The 787-nt window shown below is 43.7% G+C and carries 1 tRNA gene and 2 rRNA genes; all 3 read left to right on the forward strand.

The window, feature by feature from the left end:
• A 16S ribosomal RNA gene (locus L4D20_RS24240) occupies positions 1-216 on the forward strand; the annotation flags it as partial.
• A 75-nt stretch (positions 217-291) separates the two neighbouring features.
• Positions 292-367, forward strand: a tRNA-Ala gene (locus tag L4D20_RS24245).
• Between the two features lie 319 nt (positions 368-686).
• Positions 687-787: ribosomal RNA gene (locus tag L4D20_RS24250) — 23S ribosomal RNA — on the forward strand; the annotation flags it as partial.

Raw genomic sequence — 787 nt, forward strand, 5'->3', positions numbered from 1 at the left:
ATGAAGTCGGAATCGCTAGTAATCGTAGATCAGAATGCTACGGTGAATACGTTCCCGGGCCTTGTACACACCGCCCGTCACACCATGGGAGTGGGCTGCAAAAGAAGTGGGTAGTTTAACCTTTCGGGGAGGACGCTCACCACTTTGTGGTTCATGACTGGGGTGAAGTCGTAACAAGGTAGCCCTAGGGGAACCTGGGGCTGGATCACCTCCTTATACGATGATTTTCACGATGAGTACCCACACAGATTGATATGTTTAAAAGTTAAGAGTAAGGAATAACTTCCAGATGGGGCTATAGCTCAGCTGGGAGAGCGCCTCGCTGGCAGCGAGGAGGTCTGCGGTTCGATCCCGCATAGCTCCACCATCTTTAAGTGTTCTTCCTTAAGAATCTTTAAAAATGGTTTTAGTTCGAAAGAATAAAATCTGCTCTTTAACAATTTGGAAAGCTGACGAACAACGACTTTGATCGGTTGTTGTTCAAAATAAAAGTTCTCAAATCCTAAGTGATTTATCATTTAGGTACCAACACACATTCAAGTGTTCTTGGAAACAACATTGCTTTGGCAGTGTTTGTTTAATATTTGAGTCCGGCAAAATCGAAATGTTGTCTCGCTCATTCAAATAATGAGACAACGAGTTTACACCTTGGTTAGTTGCCATACAGAAACCTTTTGGGGTTGTATGGTTAAGTGACTAAGCGTACACGGTGGATGCCTTGGCAGTCAGAGGCGATGAAAGACGTAATAACTTGCGATAAGCCCAGATTAGGTAGTAATAACCTTTT

This window comes from Vibrio kyushuensis (assembly GCF_050337325.1).
GTDB lineage: Bacteria > Pseudomonadota > Gammaproteobacteria > Enterobacterales > Vibrionaceae > Vibrio > Vibrio kyushuensis.